The organism is Nostoc sp. NMS8 (assembly GCF_017115045.1).
GTDB lineage: Bacteria > Cyanobacteriota > Cyanobacteriia > Cyanobacteriales > Nostocaceae > Nostoc.
On the sequence record NZ_JABXKK010000068.1, the window covers coordinates 144,336 to 160,110 of the forward strand.

The following is a 15,775-nucleotide window of genomic DNA, read 5'->3' on the forward strand; positions in this document are numbered from 1 at the left end:
GATACTGCTAGATGTGTGATTTGTTGAAGCTGTCCAGTTCTTCGTAAAAATACACTCTGGACACATTACTAATGTTAGACACTCATACAACTTCAAATAGAACCAGTCATAAGCAACTTAATGTTTTGATTTATTGGGATTATCAAAATGCTAAACTAAACCTGGAATTAGCCAAACTTTTACTAGTTTTTGCCAAATCCAGAGGACGTTTAATTGGCAAAAACATTTACTATAATTCGCAGTGCGAAGATCAAGCGGCTGCAAAGAATAATCTAGCCAGTATTAGTTATAACTGCTTTGATGTTCCTTGTTTTCTCAAGGATAGTGCAGACAATCAATTGATAGCTGATTGTCTAAAAGACATTTACAGTAATCTGTCTCCAGATATAGTAATTCTGGTATCAGGAGATGGGGACTTTGTAAATTTAGTTCGTAATTTGCAAAAATTGGGCAAAAAGGTCATTGTTTTTGCTCAAGCAGGTAATGTAAAACAGAAGCTGAAAGAACTTGCTAATGAATTTTACTTTATAAACAAGTTACCTGAGTTAATTGATCAAAAAACTAAATCTCAAACCACTTTTATGGAATTTGAGATTAACTACAATGAGGCTACAGAATGCTTGATGACAGCTATCACAATTACTTTAAGTCAAGGCAAACGTACAGAATTTAGCTATATTGATAAATTGATGTGTCAGCATTGCCATAGATATCAGGGCTTTTCCTCTATTTCTATGTCTAGCGGCAAGAAGTTTAAAAACTTTAGTCAGTTTATTGATGCTGCTGTCAGGGATGGTAAAGTTCAAAAGCAAGGTCAGGAATTATTTTTAGTTGAGTTAGACAAACTAGCTGCTTAAAAAAGCTTTTAAAAACCCAGTTGAATAAAAGCTGGGTTTGACCACTACCGCTATTTGCGGTTTTTTCATGTCTAAAGACAATCACACTTGTACAGTTTCCCAATAGTCAATTTTCGCAACAAGACACAATATAAAAATGCACAAACTTCTAATATTTCATAATGAAAAACTTCTACGTCGTGCGCTTACCCACCGTTCTTACGTCCATGAAAACCCCGGTGAAGGTGAACATAATGAACGCCTAGAATTCCTTGGTGATGCTTTGCTAAATTTCTTAAGTGGCGAGTATCTATACAAGAGTCACCCAGAAATGGGAGAAGATGAATTAACACGGCGGCGTTCGGCGCTGGTAGATGAGAAGCAATTGGCAAAGTTCGGCGAGGAGGTAGGTTTAGACTTTAGAATGCGGTTAGGAAAAGGTGCAATTCGAGATGGAGGCTACCAAAATCCTAATTTGCTCAGTAGTACCTTTGAAGCAGTTCTTGGTGCTTACTATTTAGATAATGATTCTAATATTGAAACAGTTCGTGCAATTATACAACCGCTATTTGATTCTGTAGATCCTAAGCATATAATTGTATCTCGTTCTAATGTAGACTCAAAAAACCGCTTTCAAGAATGGGTGCAACGCAACATTACTCCAAATCCTCCAAAATACTTCACAGAACAAATAGGAGGCCCTTCTCATGCACCAGAATTCATCGCCAAAGTATTGGTAGATGAAAAGATTTATGGAGAAGGTAAGGGACGCAATAAAAAAGATGCAGAAAAAGCTGCTGCTGAAGATGCGCTAGCTAAGTTGAAAAAACAAGGTTTATTATAGAGTTTATGGGTTCATAAATTTTGATAATTTTAAAATTAGAAACTTCCTAACACTAAAAAAACGCAAAAAAATGAGGGTGGAGTATACCATCCTCATTTTATTTTTTGTTACTTTACTCATTTCCAGATAGTAGCCGGAAAAGAGTCAAATATTACAGTTGCGGTACGTACTGTTGCTTCTCAGGTACTTCAGCGTACTCAGCTACAATCTGGCGGAATTCTTCGCCATCAATGGTTTCTTTCTCGATGAGCAAATCTACCAAGCGATCGGTGACAGTGCGATGGTCACGGATGATCTTCTTAGCATTGTCGTAGCACTGCTCAACAATTTCTCTGACTTGTCCATCAATGCGGGAAGCGATGGATTCGGAATATTCAGATCGGGTTGTCCAGTCACGACCCAAGAATACTTCTCCCTGTTGACTTTCTAACGATAATGGGCCTAAGTCGGACATCCCGAACCGAGTCACCATTTGCCGGGCCATTCCCGATAACTGCTGCAAGTCTCCACCAGCGCCAGTTGTGACTTCCGCAGCGCCAAAAATTACCTCTTCGGCGGCGCGACCACCCAAAGCACCAGTAATTCTAGCTTTCAACTGAGAACGGGAAATTAACCCCTGTTCTTCGTTGGGAGTAAACCAAGTTAAACCTTGTGCTTGTCCCCGTGGAATCAGGGTAACTTTTTGCACTGGGTCATGGTCTTTTAACAAAGTCCCAACTAAAGCGTGTCCAATTTCGTGGTAAGCAATTAAGCGCTTGCTCTTGCTATCCACCAAAGGAGTGCCTTCCATTCCAGCGACTACCCGATCCACGGCATCATCAATTTCGCGGAGGGTGATGGCTTCTTTACGTCTTCTAGCAGTGAGAATTGCTGCTTCGTTGAGTAAGTTGGCTAAGTCAGCACCAGTAAATCCAGGAGTGCGGCGAGCGATCGCATCTAAAGATACGCTAGTGTCTAATTTCTTATTCCGCGCATGGACTTGTAAGATTTCCAAACGCCCTTTGATATCGGGTGCATCGACTGTTACTTGGCGGTCAAAGCGACCGGGACGCAACAAGGCTGAGTCTAGTACGTCGGGACGGTTGGTAGCAGCAATAATAATGATGCCTGTGTTGCCTTCAAACCCGTCCATTTCGGTGAGCAATTGGTTGAGGGTTTGTTCTCTCTCGTCGTTACCGCCACCGATACCAGCACCCCGTTGCCGTCCTACAGCGTCGATTTCATCGATGAAGATGATACAGGGGGCGTTGTCTTTAGCTTTCTTGAACAAATCGCGGACGCGGGACGCACCCACACCAACGAACATTTCCACAAATTCCGAACCGGAAATGCTGAAGAAAGGTACACCCGCTTCGCCTGCGATCGCTTTTGCTAATAAAGTTTTACCAGTTCCAGGAGGCCCAACTAACAGCACTCCCTTGGGAATGCGTGCGCCTACAGCGGTAAATCTTTCTGGCTGCTTCAGGAAAGTAACGACTTCTTGTAGTTCTTCCTTAGCTTCTTCGATGCCGGCTACGTCGTCAAACTTGACCCCAGTTTTCGCCTCCATTTGGAAACGCGCTTTGGATTTGCCGAAGTTCATCGCTTGACCTGGCCCGCCAGGGAGGTTGCTAGAACGCCGGAACAAAAAGAACAGCCCAGTAATCAATAGAACTGGAAAGATGAGATTACCCAACAATCCCCAAATTGCGCCATCATTCCGCATGGGGTGAGCATCAAAACTAATGGCTTTTTCTTTGAGCTTGCTAATTAACTCAGGAGCGTTAATAGGCAAATCTACACGCCACCTTTGGACACGATTTTCGATGTCTGGATCGCGGGCTTCTATAATTGCTGTCCTACCGCCTTCGTAAAGATCCACGCTGGTGACGCGATCGCCATCCAAGTATTCTAGAAAGCGACCATAAGTCATACGGGTATTAGCTGCATTCTTACTCATGTCGGCAGGAGCGCCTGCAAAGGCCCCTTGCCAGAAGAAAAAGCCAATTACCAGAGCCGGTAATGTCCAAAGTGCTACGACTTTCCAAGAGAATTTCATCTTAATTTGCCTCTAGATGCCTATACAAATCATTAGCTCTAGCAACAGAATGTTCATCAGTCTGTCACTTTAAGCTGTTAAACGGATGTTTATAAATCCATCTTGTTTAATTTGATCTCTTATATGCAGTGTCATAAAGCAACTAGACTATTATGACAGTACATATAAGAATCTTAATCAAAGTTAACTTAATTTTAATACAAAATCGCACCATAAAAGGAAGCGCAACGGGATGCAAAGACACGGATAATTTCTCCAGAATGCTCCTCGTGTCGCTTCAAGTCTTCCTCAATCATCATTCTGGGGGACTGGGGACTAGGGACTGGGGACTAGAGATTGGGGGAGATGAGGGAGATGAAGGAGAATAATCGAACAAGTTTCTTCCTAATCCCCAATCCCCAGTACCCAATCCCAATGCCCAATGCCCAATTCCCTACTTAACTTCTGTAATTTTGATAGTGTAAGGAAGATACTTGCCTTTTTCGTAAGAACCAACCCAAATTTTGTAACTTCCAGGTAGCCATTCACCAACAATGCCGGCATTTTTGCCATCAAAATCGTCATTGCACCAAGTACCACCCGGGCCCTTGATAGTTATGGTGGTATCTTCAGGACTTTGAACTTGCAGCTTTAGGTAGTCAAATTTACTTGTTAGCACTAATGTGTGGTCTGGTGTTTCATCAACAAATCCAGTACAAGGGCCGGTGGCTGTTTCGCTTCTCCCACCTATTTGACTCCCAGATATTGAACCACCACTCATCCCGCGAACTGTCAAAGGGTCTGGGGAAAACTGAGGGCCAATTGTGACATCTCCAAATATTGTTGGCGCTTCTTGAGCATCAGTCACAGCATTAACTGTCGAGGTGATGAAGAGCGTAACTATCATGAACGATAATCTCATCCCTCTATTGAGCGCTTTTGTCGGCATTGTAATTACGTTCGCTTCTAAGTGTTTTTGAAGACATGAATTTTACACACCAAGTTCCCAACATGAGGAGAATTGACTAACTATTTTAGATGTGAAATTGAGAATAATTTATTAGTAATTAGTCAATGATTTCTTGTTCTCATAGTTGCTCTAGCTTATGGATAGGGGCCCACAAATGTGCGCCCCTAAAGTCTAAAATATTTCTAAAATTCAAAAGTAATCGCTAATTAACTTCTGTGATTGCCCGACTCAAGCGCGGCTTATCTAAACCAATCTGATTTAGTAGTAACCAAGATTGGATTAAGTCAGGGCCATGGACATCTCCAGTTAAGGCTGCTCGGAGCGATCGCATTACTAAGCCTTTTTTGACTTTTTGTTCTTTCACTACTTGTTTAATAATCTCCTGGGCAGCGGCTTCTGACAATTGCGGCTGATTTTCTAAAGCTGTGACAATCGCTTCAAGAACAGCTGCCGAGCCTTCTTGCTTGAGTTGCGTACTACCTTCCTCGCTAAATTCAACTGTATCGCTAAAAAACAGTTGGCTTTGAGCTACTGCATCTACCAGGCGAGTCAAACTCTGACTAATTAAAGTTACTAGCTGTTCTAACCAGGGGCGTTCTCTTCCACCATCAAATTTATACCCAGCCGCTTGCCAATAGGGAATGAGTAAATCTGTGAGTTTATCTACTGGCGTCTTGTGGATATACTGACTGTTTAACCAATCCAGCTTGTCCCAGTCAAACTTTGCACCTGCTTTATTTACACGCTCAAAGCCAAATTCTTTCGCTGCTGTTTCTAAGGTAAATATTTCCTGCGTCGAATCTGGTGGCGACCAACCTAGCAATGTCATGTAATTTACCAAGCCTTCAGCAGTAAATCCCATTTTCTGAAAGTCAGAAATGGAAGTGACACCATCTCGCTTAGAAAGCTTGCGCCCTTCCATGTTCAAAATTAACGGTGTGTGGGAGAACTCTGGGATTTTTGCCCCCAAGGCTTCATACAGTAAAATTTGCTTGGCGGTGTTGGCGATGTGGTCTTCTCCCCGAATAACGTGGGTGATTTGCATATCGATGTCATCCACGACAACCACAAAGTTGTATAAAGGTTGACCGCTAGCCTCTTCTGAGGCACGGGCGATGACCATATCACCACCTAAATCGCTACCTCGCCAAGACATCTTTCCTCTTACTAGGTCATTCCAGACAATTTCTCGCCCATCTTCGATTTTGAACCGAATCACAGAGGAACGACCTTCGGCTTCAAAGGCGGCGCGTTGTTCTGGGGTGAGGTTGCGGTGACGGTTGTCATAGCGGGGGGCTTCACCTCTAGCTTTTTGGGCTTCTCGAAGCGCCTCTAGTTCTTCGGAAGTGGTGTAGCAGCGATAAGCTAATCCTTGCTCTAGCAGTTTTTGTACTGCTTCTTTATAAAGATCCAGGCGTTGGGATTGAAAAAATGGCCCTTCATCCCAGTTCAGCCCTAGCCAGCGCAGTCCTTCAAGAATATTGTCTGTGTATTCAGGACGCGATCGCTCTAAATCTGTATCTTCTATTCGCAGGATAAATTTCCCACCGTGGTGGCGGGCAAATAACCAGTTAAATACAGCCGTTCTAGCTGTACCAATATGTAAATTTCCGGTTGGACTCGGCGCAATACGGACTCTAACAGTCACAGTTAATTCTCTCTTTCGCAAAGCATGATAAATGTAGCTTATATTCAAATCCTGAATTCTGAAGCAATGCCTTTGGGGAATTCAAAATCCAAAATCACCGAAGCTGAATTCAGTGATTCACTACTCATAAATTTAGAACGGGACTGACGGGGCTCGAACCCGCAACTTCCGCCGTGACAGGGCGGTGCTCTAACCAATTGAACTACAGTCCCTTGTTTGGCAACTTTGCTATTATCACTATTTTTTTTCTACTTGTCAAGCGTTTTGGAGTTGAGAATTAGAAATTATTTTTGTCCTGTCTCTCCAAGGTGCGAATTTTTTGTTAAAACCTTGATAATGCAACCTGTGGCTCTGATTCCAAATGCTGCAATATCCGAGATTGTATTTGTTTATACTGCTGCTTTAATAGCTGTCTGCTCAACTGGGCTTGAGAAGTGGGTGGTAGAGTATGACTCTGTTGCACCCAGGTTTTCAACAATTGCCGCTGAGTTGGCTCAATGCGACTGCTGAGAACCTGGGTACAGGAATGTGGTTCTTCCAGAGTAAAGAAAATCAAAGGATAGTGTTCATTTTCAGTCAGGAGACTTACCATTTTAAGATTTTGGGGGTTTTGCATATCTAAGTAGCATGGCAGCCACTTAGGAGCCAATTGCCGATTATAGAGTACTGTCACCCACAACAGCATTGGGTGAGGGGATGTGATGAAGATAAATCGGCTGTAACGAGTAGAAGCCGCATAATTTTTAATTTCTTGTTGAGACAACATCAACCATAGTGCTGTCATCGATCCTTGTGCGGTGTCTAGAAGTTGAGGAAAAACAATTTCTTGAATTGGTTTATTTTGAGGCCATAAAAGTTGCCGACAGCTTTGTTCTATTGCAATTGGTAATACAGAATTTAAAGGACGGCTCAAGATGGAACTAGAGGCTATATTTGTAGGTACGCTAGGACAATTTAATGATTCTAGACTGTTTAATACTTGCAAAATTTGAGCGATATTTTGGGGGCGATCGCTTGCTTTTTTAGCCAGACAAGCCATGATTAAATTATTCAGCTTTTGAGGTATTTTCAGAGTGGGTTTAACTTCTGCGATCGTTTTTGGCTGTTCAAAGTGATGTGCCTTATACCAAGCGCCAAAGTAATCAGTTTCAGGTTGCCAAGGTTTTTTACCTGTGAGCATCTCAAACATCATCACACCCAGACTATAAATATCAGAGCGGCTATCTAATTTTTCTCCATCTAATTGTTCTGGAGAACAGTAGGGTAAAGTGCCATTGAATCCCCTACTTGTACTAGCTGTTGATGCATAATTTAAAAATCTAGCAATCCCAAAATCGAGAATTTTAACTAACTGACCTAATATCGGATCGGGAATAACTAATATATTAGCAGGCTTGATATCTCGATGAACTAATGGACAAATTTTGCCATCAATGTTAATACCTTGATGAGCGCATTGTAAGCCCAAACAAATCTGGCGAGAGAGAGTCAAAAATATATGTAGAGGCAGCGGAATTAAATCTTTTAAACTCTTGCCAGATAGATATTCCATGACATAATATGGTTTTCCTTTCTCATTCACACCATAATCATAGGCCCGCACTATATGTATAGTTTTTTGACTCAAAGCTGCACTCATTAAAGCTTCACGAGCAAAGTCTTGTTGCATCTTGCTATCGACAACAGTTTTAGTCAAAAACTTGACAGCAACCGGTATGCCTCCTAGCAAAATATCATTGGCTAAAAAAACTTCACCCATACCACCACTACCAATTAATTGCTTAAGTTGATAACGATTGGCAAGCAAGCCCGTAGTACTTGGAGATGTAAATGGGCTTTGATTCACTTTATTCACCTCTGCTGTTGAGTCTATTTAAAGTTAGTAATACACACATAAGAATATGATTAGACAATTGTAGCAAGCATAGCAAGAATTGTAATCGCAAATTTTCAAGGACGGGATAGAACTTTTAAAAAAATCTCCAAAAATTTAACCATCCAATTTTTTAAACCTTCTTTCTCAGTTTTTTCATGTGCAGTTAACTTGCGTAAGATGTCTAACTTCAACTTTTCATATTCTATTTTCAAAATATTTTTGGCTTGATTAGGCAAAATTAATTCATTTGCCTGTTGACTTATATTTAACCAATCTACAAGTTGCTGCCGCTGGTTAGCCGTAAGGTTTAAAGTTGTTACATGAGAACAACGTGTTGGCTCTTCTAGAGGAAAAAATAGTAAATGATAGTAGCCTACTTCTGCTAAACTACGTGCTATATTTTGACCTTTGTTATCTTTCAAATCCAGAAAATAAGGTAGCCATTTAGTCATAGAAGGTTGGGCATCGTATAGTACTGTTACCCACAATAGCATCGGGTATACATTCATTTGACTAATAAATTCAGTACCATGTATGTTATCCAAAAACTTTGTAATATCTTGTTTTGGTAACATTGCCCAAAAAGTTGGTATTGGTCTTTGAAGAGTATGTAGTAAATGCGGAAACCCAATTGGCGCAATTGGTTTATTCTTCGGCCAACTTTTCTGCAAGCACTCTTTTTCTGATAGTAAAGTTGCAGGTACTAATTGAACCGGAAATGAGACTTTGATTATGTCAGTACTATTGCTAGGAATAGCATTATTAAGCTGAAGATAAACTTTTCCTAAACCTTCTAATATTTGGCTGATATTTTGAGGGCGATCGCTTACTTCTTTTGCTAAACAACTCATCAATATCTTTTCTAATATTTCCGGTATTTTGACTTGCGGATTTACTTCTGTAACTGTCGGTGGCATTTGAAAGCGATGGGCTTGATACCAAGTCCCAAAGGAGTTACTTTTTGTTTGAAATGGATGTTTCCCTGTCAGCATTTCAAACATTAATACTCCCAAACTATAAATATCAGAGCGCACATCAAGCAGTTTGCGCCCTTCCATGTGTTCTGGAGAACAATAAGGTAAACTGCCAATAAAAGAATCTGTGAGAGTCATCCCACTTCGCTCTGTGAGAAATTTAGCAATACCAAAATCTAGTATTTTAACAATTTCTCCTTGTTTACTATCTTCAGCAAGAAATATATTTTCTGGTTTAATATCCCTGTGGACAATAGGATAAATTTCTCCTTTCAGGCTGATGCCTTGGTGGGCACATTGTAAACCTAAACAAATTTGATTACAAATATCTAAAAACTTCGAGATTGTTAAGGGCTGAATTTTCAGAATTTGTTTGAGATTTTTTCCTTGAAGATATTCCATTACATAAAATGGAGTTTTATCTTCAGTAACGCCATAACTTAAGATGCGAACAATATGTTTACTTTTGCGACCCAATTGAGCGCCAATAAAAATCTCTCTGGCAAAGCGTTGAGACATTTGTTGGTTCGCTAAACTAAGTGATAATATTTTGACTGCGATAGACATACCACCTTTAGCAGTATCTTCCGCTAGATAAACTCTACCCATCCCCCCTTTGCCAATCAAATCTCTGATTAGATAGCGATTGTTTAAAAATTGTCCAATATAATCGTCTAATTCTGCTTTTTGCCCTACCATACTCTCAATTTTATTTTCTGGCATAAAAATCATTTATGAAAAATGTTATTGGCAAAATACTTTAATTAAGTCTAGCTAATTATTAAATTGAAATCTAAAAAATATCCAAGTTTTGAAAAAATTAATTATATGCTGTAAATATGCTTAACTCTCTGCAAATCTCCTAAACATTGTGTAACATATTTATTAAGGATTACGGTTGAGAAATAACACGTAAACTACAAGCAGGGTAGATAAAGCTATCTAGTAGATTCCGTGGATACACAGAAATAACCAGAAAAAAGAATAGCAGTATTATATCTGTGCGGTTAAAGGTTAAGATTTGGGAATAAACGGCGTAATAATCTCATTAGCGGAGTTTCAATTTTAATTTTAAAGGCTAGTATTTGGGTGCGTTGTAGGGAGTTAAAATTGTTATCACTGATGAGAATTAATGATTGCTGACCATCGGGTAATTTAGGGCCAAGAGTTAAGCCTTCAATGTTGTCTAGTAGTACATCTAGGGTTCTTAAATCTAACAGCAGTTTTTTCTGAACTGGTTTAATATTTTTGGAATCAACTGCTAAAAGGCTATCAATATTATGAATATCATCGGCTTCTTCTAAAGAAACTTGAAACAGGGAAATAGCAAATCCTAAACCAGTAAAAGACCTTTCTAAACTTAGGAATTGTCCTTGATTATCTAGAGCCAGTAAATCGGGTAATCCACTCGCAAATTTGCCAATCAGATTCAAAAATGGTGCAACTGCTTCAGTTTGGTAAAGAAATTCTTTTTCTGGCTGGTTGTTGAGTAAGTTGTATTGCAAAATCCGAGAGGGACTACCAATATTAGGTTTAGCTGCGACACCATCTTGAATTAGAGCATTTTCGGTAGCAGTGAATAGATGCTTTTTATCGGGTGTGATGGTGAGGCTTTCAAAAGCCAAATTGTTACGAATACCTTTTTGACCATTCTTATTTGGCAAAAATTTGTTTGGGATGGGGAGTGTTACAATTTCTTTGCCAGAAGATAGTGAAAACTCTTTAATAAAAGGATTAATTAATTTTACAGCATCACCTTCAGAAGAAATAAATACAGTTTCTTTATTACTTAAGGCAATACCTTCTGTATCAGTTTCACCAGGGCTAAATGTTTGACCATTCTCATTTAGTAATGCGGTAACGCTGACTGGGGTAATTCCACCTTTTTGTAGAACCCCTTTGCTCAAGTCGATTTTCAAGGTGTAGAAACGAGCGGCAGCTTTTTGTCCACGGTCATCGGAAATAGCATAATAAAGGTTGTTTTTGGCATTATATGTAATTCCAGATAAACCTCCAATCTCCGTTTTTTCAAAGATTGAACCTTTGGGTAAGGTGGCTTCCCCAATAAATTCTATGCTACTGACTTCAACAGCATTTGACGCTAAGTTTGTGAATATAAGGCTAAGAATTATAATTGGGAGCAAAAAGTAAATAATTCGTGGGAATACAAAAATTTTTTGAATTAGCTGCATAGATTTTTTTGTTAAACAAATATGCGTTATGAACCAATATGGTTCAGTTAAGGGTTGTTGGTGTAGATAATTGGTCTTTTAAGACGCGATAAATCGCGTCTCTACATGATGGTTTGTATTGACGTTATAAATACCCAGTTGTGCGTCTCTATAAATAATACCAACGAAGAAACAATGTTAAATTACAAATATAAGCCTGATAAGCTTTATCAAATCAGGCTTTAATTAATTTTTAATTTGAAAAGCTTTAGAAAATAGGAAATTACTTAAGCTAGTCGCAAACCATATTCATCTTGGAAAAAATTGACAAGCCAATCTTTCACTTGATGAGTAGCACGACAGTCATCTTCATTGTAGCGTTGGATAATTTCTAGTAAGCTGCGATCGCCTGTTTCTAACCATTGATCGTACCAGTAAATACACTTGGCACCACTGGCTTCTTTATCACGCCACTCAAATCCTATCCAACGAGCGATCGCTTTCAAGGCATAGCTTTCTATTGGCAATGCTACACTTTGGGTTAATTGCTCATACACATCCACAAATCGATTCAGTACAGGACGCACTAAGGAGTGTGGAGTGCCGTAAAGTTTTGCCAACCGTTTGACTGTATCAAACTCGTAGACACAAAAATGATAAATTGGCGCTTCAGGATATTGCCAAACCAAATCCAAAAATTGCTGCCAAACTAATTCTTCGTCTTCTGGTTTGTCTGCTAAAAAGGAATAAAATTGTTCTGTATTAGCTTGTCTATTAACGACCAAAACCCCTAAGAGATAATCTAAATCTAAGTCTGGCTGGGCCTCAATATCAAAATAAAGCTCTATAGGTGCTGTAAATGTAATATCTTCTGTCGGTAGCGGGTAGGGTAAGATTAGGGGTCGTTTTTCTAGTGCAGATTGAGCTTGCACTACTAACTTGGGTGCTACTTCGCTGTCAAAACCAAGTAGATTTTCTAAGCTGCTGGGACTGGTATTAGCAAGAGATTCCAGTGTGGTAATGGCTAAAGCTTGGAGTTGAGTGTAGCGAATGGGTGTTACACCTGGTAACAATGAGAGATGTTTTTCAGATTGAGCGATCGCATAACATTCACTATACCAATGGCAAAAATTGCACTTTTGGCGAGAAATAAACACCTCTGGCGGATTTGGTAACTCTAAAACTTGAATAAACTCCTCTAGAATCTGCTGCATCCGTGGCATCCATTTAAATAGATCCACTGCATAATTTGTATTTTTACTTCGCAATATGAGTGAAGCTGTTCCAGGTGCAACTCCCTGCACTGATGCCAGCACTTGGGCATGAAATGCCGCGACAACCTGATATTCTTGCTTAGGGCGCTTACCCAGTTCAATATTCGCTGGGACGTAGATCCAATCTCCAAAATTTGATTGTCCCGCTTGTTTCACGAGTAAATCTGGACGACTTAGCAGGGTATCTGCTTCAGAATAAGTTGCTGACAGCACTCCTTTATAGATGTACTCAACCCCACGCTGCATCAATTCTAAAGTTGCCTTCTCTGCCCTTTCCCAGTTTCCATAAGAATAATCTGGTTGGTGATAAGTCACCTTTGTCAAAATACTCAACTGATGAGCGATTTTGTCCTGTTGCAGTTTCCTTAGCAACTCATTGGGGGCATCGCGCTGACTTTTGTCACCGCGGATATCTAGAAAAGGTCGGCGTTTACAGCGTTGGTATTGCAGTAGGAGTTCAGCATTAATTAGCATCCTTTTAAGTTAACAAGATTTAGCACAATCTGGGAGTAACTCAGACAATTAATAATGGAGTGGGAGATGAGGGAGATGAGAAACTAATGCTAATCCAAAATCTAAAATCTAAAATCCAAAATTGATATGACTAGTACTTCTGTTGCACAAACCAGGTTGCATAGCCATCGAGAACAATTTCCGGCTTTAGCGAATAAAACTTATTTCAATTATGGGGGACAAGGGCCGATGCCCCAAAGGGCAATGGATACTATGGCCCAAACTCAAGCTTATGTTCAGCAAATAGGCCCCTTCGGCAATGAGGCATATAGCTGGATAGCACCTCAGACTCAAGCTGCTAGAGTTGCGATCGCTTCTGAGTTCCATGCACCATCTGAAACAATTACTCTCACCCAAAATGTCACCATTGGCTGCAATATCGCCATGTGGGGTATTGAATGGCGGGCTGGCGACCATCTGCTACTCTCTGACTGCGAACATCCAGGTGTAATTGCCACATCCCAAGAAATCGCACGTAGATTCGCAGTAGAAGTTACCACCTGTCCTCTAAAAGCAACTTTAAATGAGGGCGATCCCATAAAAGTCATTGCCCAGCACTTACGCCCCAATACCCGTCTTGTAATATTAAGTCATGTTTTCTGGAATACTGGTCAAGTTTTACCTCTGGACAAAATTGCCGAAGTATGTAGAAATAATCATTCTGCACTATTAATAGATGCTGCCCAATCTGCTGGTTTATTGCCTTTAAACTTGACTGAATTGGGAGTAGATTTTTATGCTTTCACTGGTCACAAATGGTTATGTGGCCCTGCGGGTGCTGGTGGTTTGTATGTCCGCCCAGAAGCACGAGAAAGCCTGAAACCTACGTTTATTGGCTTGAGTGGTATTGTTGTGGATAGTCAATCTCAGCCTGTAGATTGGCTGCCAGACGGGCGACGATACGAAGTGTCTACATTATCTTATCCGTTGTATCTTGGGTTAAAGGAAGCGATCGCAATTCATCAGCAATGGGGAACCTCACAAGAACGTTACGAGCAAATCTGCCATAACAGCGAGTACCTCTGGCGACAATTGACGGCGTTACCCGATATTAAATGTTTGCGAACTTCCCCACCCGAAAGCGGTATAGTCTCCTTTCAACTTGCAAATAATCAGCCTCAAGCTCATTTGAAGCTGGTGCAATTTTTAAACTCACAAAGGATATTAACTCGGACAATTGCCGATCCTAGCTGTATACGCGCCAGTGTTCATTACTTTACTTTAGAATCGGAAATTGACCTATTGGTTGAGGCGATTCAAAATTTTGACAAACAAAATTAATTAAAAGTTTAGGAGTTGTAAGTTATAAGTCTGGAAATTATGATTTTAACTCCTAACTCCTAACTCCTAACATAAAAATGGAACGTCCAATCTTATACATAGCCATAACTAACCACGGCTTTGGTCATGCTACCCGCACGGCTTCTGTAGCTGCAACCATTCAAAAATTATGTCCAGAGGTTCTGCTAATTCTGGCGAGTACTGCCCCACGCTGGTTGCTAGAGTGCTACATACAAGGTGATTTTATTTATCGTCCCCGTGCATTTGATTTGGGTGTGGTGCAAACGGATAGTTTGACAATGGATAAAGTAGCGACTTTAGAAAAATTGCTCGATATTAAGAAGCATCAAAATTCGCTGATTGCCTCAGAAGTAAATTTCATCCGCCAAAATCGCGTTAATCTCATTTTGGCAGATATTCCCTTCCTTGCTCCTGGGTTTGCCAAAGCTGCAAATATTCCCTGCTGGATGATGAGTAACTTTGGCTGGGACTTGATCTACCGGGATTGGGGAGGCGAATTTACCGCAGTTGCAGATTGGATTAGTGATTGGTATTCAAAGTGCGATCGCCTGTTTCGTCTCCCTTTCCATGAACCAATGCCAGCTTTTAATAATATCACAGATGTCGGCTTAACAGGCGGTTACCCTCGTTACTCTGCTGATGATTTACGTTCTCTTTGGGGGATAACTGCACCAGTCGAAAAAACTATTTTGTTGACCTTTGGCGGCTTGGGTTTACAGCAAATCCCTTATCATAACTTGGGGGAATTTCCAGATTGGCAATTTATCGTATTCGATCAATCTGCACCTGATTTACCTAATTTAGTGAAAATTAGCAATCGCAAATACCGCCCTGTAGATTTTATGCCTCTTTGTGCGCGAGTTGTCTCTAAACCTGGGTACAGTACTTTTTCTGAAGCCACAATACTAGGAGTACCAATTGTCACCATACCGCGCGAAGACTTTGCCGAAGCAACTTTTATCGTAGAAGGTATAACTAATTACAACCAGCATCAAATCATCACCCCATCTGAGTTTTTTCAAGGGACTTGGAATTTTCTCCATGAGTTACCCCAACTAGCAAAGCAATCTCAACCAATTGCTAAGGATGGTAATGAAGCGATCGCTAAAGCTGTGATCAATTATTTACAGACAAAATAAAGTTATTCAAAGTAACATCAATGTAATCATACGATCTCTAACCATAGATAAATAAATCTACGTCTCAAGAATACAATTTACAGATGTTAGCTGACTTCAGAAAGATTTATAATAACCGTACTCAATCTAGTGATCAACCAAGGGCAAACCAACAACCAAATTAAGTAGATTGAACTGCTAACTAGCTTTTACTGTCATCAATAATTACTGT

11 protein-coding genes and 1 tRNA gene are annotated in these 15,775 nt (G+C 40.3%); 4 read left to right on the forward strand and 8 right to left on the reverse strand.

Going from position 1 to position 15,775, the window contains the following annotated elements:
- Positions 1–71: 71 nt before the first annotated feature.
- Both HWQ39_RS13445 and rnc read left to right on the forward strand, forming a co-directional pair.
- Positions 72–857 (forward strand): NYN domain-containing protein, encoded by a 786-nt coding sequence (locus HWQ39_RS13445; RefSeq protein WP_292845361.1) that lies wholly within the window; start codon positions 72–74, stop codon positions 855–857.
- A 136-nt stretch (positions 858–993) separates the two neighbouring features.
- Complete coding sequence (gene rnc, locus HWQ39_RS13450) at positions 994–1,680, forward strand: ribonuclease III (protein WP_292845364.1); 687 nt, start codon at positions 994–996, stop codon at positions 1,678–1,680.
- 151 nt (positions 1,681–1,831) lie between these two features.
- Here the strand turns inward: rnc and ftsH2 are convergent, their stop codons facing one another.
- The 8 genes from ftsH2 to HWQ39_RS13490 all read right to left on the reverse strand — a co-directional run bounded on the left by ftsH2 (position 1,832) and on the right by HWQ39_RS13490 (position 13,084).
- A complete protein-coding gene (gene ftsH2, locus HWQ39_RS13455; protein WP_292845367.1) occupies positions 1,832–3,718 on the reverse strand; it encodes an ATP-dependent zinc metalloprotease FtsH2 in 1,887 nt (628 codons plus the stop codon).
- Positions 3,719–4,151: 433 nt separating this feature from the next.
- The gene (locus HWQ39_RS13460) at positions 4,152–4,646 is read right to left on the reverse strand and encodes a hypothetical protein (protein WP_292845370.1); all 495 of its coding nucleotides are present in this window, start codon (positions 4,644–4,646) and stop codon (positions 4,152–4,154) included.
- Positions 4,647–4,869: 223 nt separating this feature from the next.
- Positions 4,870–6,315 carry a glutamate--tRNA ligase gene (gene gltX / locus HWQ39_RS13465; protein ID WP_292845373.1) on the reverse strand — a complete coding sequence of 482 codons (1,446 nt, stop codon included), beginning with the start codon at positions 6,313–6,315 and terminating at the stop codon, positions 4,870–4,872.
- A gap of 138 nt (positions 6,316–6,453) precedes the next feature.
- Positions 6,454–6,527: transfer RNA gene (locus HWQ39_RS13470), tRNA-Asp, on the reverse strand.
- A gap of 110 nt (positions 6,528–6,637) precedes the next feature.
- The gene (locus tag HWQ39_RS13475; RefSeq protein ID WP_292845376.1) at positions 6,638–8,161 is read right to left on the reverse strand and encodes a serine/threonine-protein kinase; all 1,524 of its coding nucleotides are present in this window, start codon (positions 8,159–8,161) and stop codon (positions 6,638–6,640) included.
- A 104-nt stretch (positions 8,162–8,265) separates the two neighbouring features.
- Complete coding sequence (locus HWQ39_RS13480) at positions 8,266–9,888, reverse strand: serine/threonine-protein kinase (protein WP_292845379.1); 1,623 nt, start codon at positions 9,886–9,888, stop codon at positions 8,266–8,268.
- A 284-nt stretch (positions 9,889–10,172) separates the two neighbouring features.
- Positions 10,173–11,357, reverse strand: a complete 1,185-nt coding sequence (locus HWQ39_RS13485; RefSeq protein WP_292845382.1) for an esterase-like activity of phytase family protein — start codon at positions 11,355–11,357, stop codon at positions 10,173–10,175.
- A gap of 266 nt (positions 11,358–11,623) precedes the next feature.
- Positions 11,624–13,084 (reverse strand): TM0106 family RecB-like putative nuclease, encoded by a 1,461-nt coding sequence (locus tag HWQ39_RS13490; protein ID WP_292845385.1) that lies wholly within the window; start codon positions 13,082–13,084, stop codon positions 11,624–11,626.
- Between the two features lie 126 nt (positions 13,085–13,210).
- Between HWQ39_RS13490 and HWQ39_RS13495 the strand changes: the two genes are divergently transcribed.
- Together HWQ39_RS13495 and HWQ39_RS13500 are read left to right on the forward strand one after the other, a co-directional pair.
- Positions 13,211–14,404, forward strand: coding sequence for an aminotransferase class V-fold PLP-dependent enzyme (locus tag HWQ39_RS13495; RefSeq protein ID WP_292845388.1), 1,194 nt, complete (start codon positions 13,211–13,213; stop codon positions 14,402–14,404).
- Between the two features lie 77 nt (positions 14,405–14,481).
- Entirely contained in the window at positions 14,482–15,564 is a 1,083-nt protein-coding gene (locus tag HWQ39_RS13500; protein ID WP_292845392.1) for a glycosyl transferase, read from the forward strand.
- The last annotated feature ends 211 nt before the right edge of the window (positions 15,565–15,775 follow it).